Genomic DNA, 3,652 nt, shown 5'->3' with positions numbered 1-3,652 from the left:
ACGGTGACGGCGCTGCCCACAAAAACCGTCATGGCCAGCAGGTGGAGCCACAGGGTGAGTTGTTCGATCATCTGGCCGGCTGTTAAACCAGAGGCGGCGCAAAATGTAAATGCCGGGGATGGCCCTCCTCCGTTGACACCGAAAACCGGGGCGGCTATCCTCCCCACGACGCCCGAGGGGCCGAATCCGTAGTCGGTTCACGCGGTTGCCGATTTCCCGCACCTGAGTAAAGCGAGGCGAAAAGCATGGCTGACAGAGTACTCTTGCGCCACCTCGATGTTCCCGATATCCGCAAGCTTGATGTCTACCTCGAACACGGCGGCTATGACGCGGCTAAAAAGGCCCTCACCAGCCTGACGCCGCAAGACGTCACCGCCCAGGTCAAAGACTCCAATCTGCGTGGCCGGGGCGGGGCTGGGTTTGTGGCTGGCATGAAGTGGGGTTTTTTGCCAAAAGACTCGGATAAACCGGTCTACCTGTGCGCCAATGCGGATGAGAGCGAGCCGGGAACCTTCAAAGACCGCGCGCTCATCGAGTGGAACACCCACGTCCTGCTCGAAGGCATTCTGATCTCCGCCTACGCCATCAACGCCCATACGGCCTATATCTATATCCGAGGAGAATTTGCCCTGGGCGCCAAACGCCTCCACGAGGCGATTGAGGCGGCCTATGCCCGCGGCTTGCTGGGCAAAGACATCTGTGGCAGCGGCTTTGACCTCGACGTGTACGTACACCGCGGGGCGGGAGCCTATATCTGCGGCGAAGAGACCGGCCTGATCCAGTCCCTCGAAGGCAAGCGCGCCTATCCGCGCATCAAACCGCCTTTTCCTGCGGTGTACGGCCTGTTCGGCTGTCCGACGATTGTCCAGAATGTCGAAACCCTGGCCTGCGTGCCGTCCATCATCGGGCACGGCCCGGAGTGGTTTAAGGCCATCGGTCCGGAGACCGGCCCAGGCCCCAAGATCTACTGTGTCAGCGGTCACGTCGAAAAGCCGGGGTTGTACGAGCTGCCGCTGGGCATGCCGCTGCGCGAGGTCATTTATGACCACGCCGGGGGCATTCTGGGTGGGAAGAAACTGAAAGCCGTCATGCCGGGCGGCTCGTCGTTTCCCATCCTCACCCCGGACGAGATCGACGTCAACATGGACTTCGATTCCATGCGGGCGATCGGCGCTTTTCTGGGCACGGCCGGGATCATCGTCATGGACGAAGACACCTGTATGGTCCAGGCGCTCGAAATCATCGACCGCTTCTACCACCACGAGTCGTGCGGCCAGTGTTCGCCGTGCCGAGAGGGCACCGGCTGGCTGCACAAGCTGTTGGTCCGACTCGAAGAGGGCAACGCTCAGCCCGACGATATCGACCTGATTGACCGGATTTGCACCAACATGACCGGCAACACCGTGTGTGTGCTGGCCGACGCCGCAGCCATGCCGACCCAGAGCTATCTGAGTAAATTCCGCGACGAATTCGTGGCCCATATCACCGAGGGTGGCTGTCCGCTGCGCAAAAAGGCTGACAGCCAGCCCCAGGCTGCGTGAGGTTCGTATGCCAAAGATTGAGATTGACGGGCGGGAGATTACGGTCGAGGACGGGCTCAACATCATCCAGGCGGCCGAGCGCCTGGGGATTGAGGTACCACACTACTGCTACCACCCGGGCCTCAGCATCTCGGGCAACTGCCGGATGTGCCTGGTCGAAATCGAGAAAATGCCCAAGCTGCAAATCGCCTGCAATACGCGGGTGAACGACGGCATGGTCATCCATACCACCAGCCCCAAGGTCAAGGCCGCCCAGTCTGCGGTGTTGGAGTTCATCCTGATCAACCACCCGGTTGACTGCCCCATCTGTGATCAGGCTGGCGAGTGCAAGCTGCAAGACTATTACATGGATTACGGGACGTATAAGAGCCAGATGCCGATTGAGGCCAAGGTCGAAAAAGAGAAGGCGGTCGAGATCGGCCCCCAGGTCATGCTCGACCAGGAGCGCTGCATTCTGTGCGCGCGTTGCACCCGTTTCCTGGACGAAGTCACCAAGACCGGTGAGATGGGGATTTTTGACCGAGGCGACCACTGCAATATCGACCTGTTTCCGGGCAAAACGCTGGACAATCCCTACTCCATGAATGTCGTTGACGTGTGTCCGGTCGGCGCCTTGACGGCCAAGGATTTTCGCTTCAAGGCGCGCGTCTGGTACCTGGAGAAGACTGAGTCGATCTGCACCAGGTGTGAGACCGGCTGCAATATCGATATCTACCATAGGCGCGGCCAGATGTACCGTTTTCGGCCACGTCAGAATATGGAGGTCAACGAGTTCTGGATGTGCGACGAGGGTCGGCTGTCGTACCAGGCGTTTCAGCAGGAGAGCCGTATCCTGCACCCCCTGGTTCGGGCTGAGACAGCCTTCCGCCAAGCCTCCTGGGATGAGGCCGTCCAGCGCCTGGTAGAGACGGTCAAGCGTGCCCAGGCTGAGTACGGCCCCGACGCCGTCGCGGCCATCATCGGGGCCAAGGCCAGCAACGAAGAAGCCCATCTATTGTCACGTATTCTCAACCAACAGCTGGGCAGCCAACAGGCCGTCGGCCTGTCCTGGTCGCCCGACAACGCGCCTCACGACGATCTGCTGATCCGGGCCGATAAGAACCCCAATACGCGCGGCCTCAAAACCCTGGGCCTGCTGAACGGGGGTGGCGAGGCCGAGCAAATCCTGAGCGCAGTTGGCCAGGGCAAGATCAGGGTCTTGTTCGTCTTTGGCGTCGACCTTGTCGCCGCCCTGGGCCAGGCTGTGGTAGACGCTGCCCTGGGCGAGGCCACGGTCATCCTGCTGGACACCGACTACACCGACACGACCGAGTATGCGGATCTGGTGTTGCCGATCGCCACGGCTCCCGAGACCGACGGCAGCTGTATCAACTACGCCGGTCGGATCCAGCGCCTGCGTCAGGCTTTTCCCCCGCCGGGCGAAGTCAAGACGGGCTGGGAGGCCCTGGCGTTGCTCAGCACCAGGCTCGACGGCCCGGATAGCGTATCAATCAGTGAGGTGTTCGCCGAGCTGAGCGCGGCCGTGCCGGCCCTGGCCGGGCTCACGTATGGCCGGATCGGCGCCCAAGGGACTCTGCTGCCGGCCCTTCAGCCCGACCACGAGGCAGCCGAGACATCGTCTTAGGCAGCTTGCCGCGTTTTGCCGTGCCCTTGCCCCTCACTACAGCCGGCGCTGGTCCGACTCTGTCCGACGGGCAAGGTAGTGCCGCTGTTGATAGCTCGCCACACGCCTGATCCATGCCAGCGTCGATTCCTACGTCTATTGCAAGCTGGAACGTCAATTCCATCCGCGCCCGCAAAGACCGGACGCTGGCTTGGTTGGAGACCCATCAGCCCGAGGTGCTGTGTCTGCAAGAGACAAAAGTCACTGACGAGGTGTTTCCCCGGGCCGATTTTGAGGCCCTGGGTTACCGGGTCACCACCTGTGGGCAAAAGACGTATAACGGGGTGGCCCTGCTCTCCCGCGCCGAGCCAAGCGATATCGTCCGGCGTTTTGACGACGATGACGACGAGCCCGAAGCCCGTTTTTTGTCGGCTCGGCTCGCCGACCTGCGGATCATGTGCGTCTACGTGCCAAACGGTCAGGCCGTTGGTAGCGACAAGTACACCTA

The 3,652-nt window shown here is 61.4% G+C and carries 3 protein-coding genes; all 3 read left to right on the top strand.

Going from position 1 to position 3,652, the window contains the following annotated elements:
• The first annotated feature begins 245 nt into the window (after nucleotides 1–245).
• Nucleotides 246–1,541, top strand: a complete 1,296-nt coding sequence (nuoF, locus tag J4F42_13990) for an NADH-quinone oxidoreductase subunit NuoF (protein ID MCE2486622.1) — start codon at nucleotides 246–248, stop codon at nucleotides 1,539–1,541.
• Nucleotides 1,542–1,548: 7 nt separating this feature from the next.
• Entirely contained in the window at nucleotides 1,549–3,165 is a 1,617-nt protein-coding gene (locus J4F42_13985; GenBank protein ID MCE2486621.1) for a molybdopterin-dependent oxidoreductase, read from the top strand.
• Between the two features lie 113 nt (nucleotides 3,166–3,278).
• On the top strand, nucleotides 3,279–3,652 hold a 374-nt coding region (locus J4F42_13980), incomplete at its 3' end, for an endonuclease/exonuclease/phosphatase family protein (GenBank protein MCE2486620.1).

The organism is Desulfurellaceae bacterium, from assembly GCA_021296095.1.
Lineage (GTDB): Bacteria > Desulfobacterota > Binatia > Bin18 > Bin18 > JAAXHF01.
This window is presented reverse-complemented; position numbering and strand designations above follow the sequence as displayed.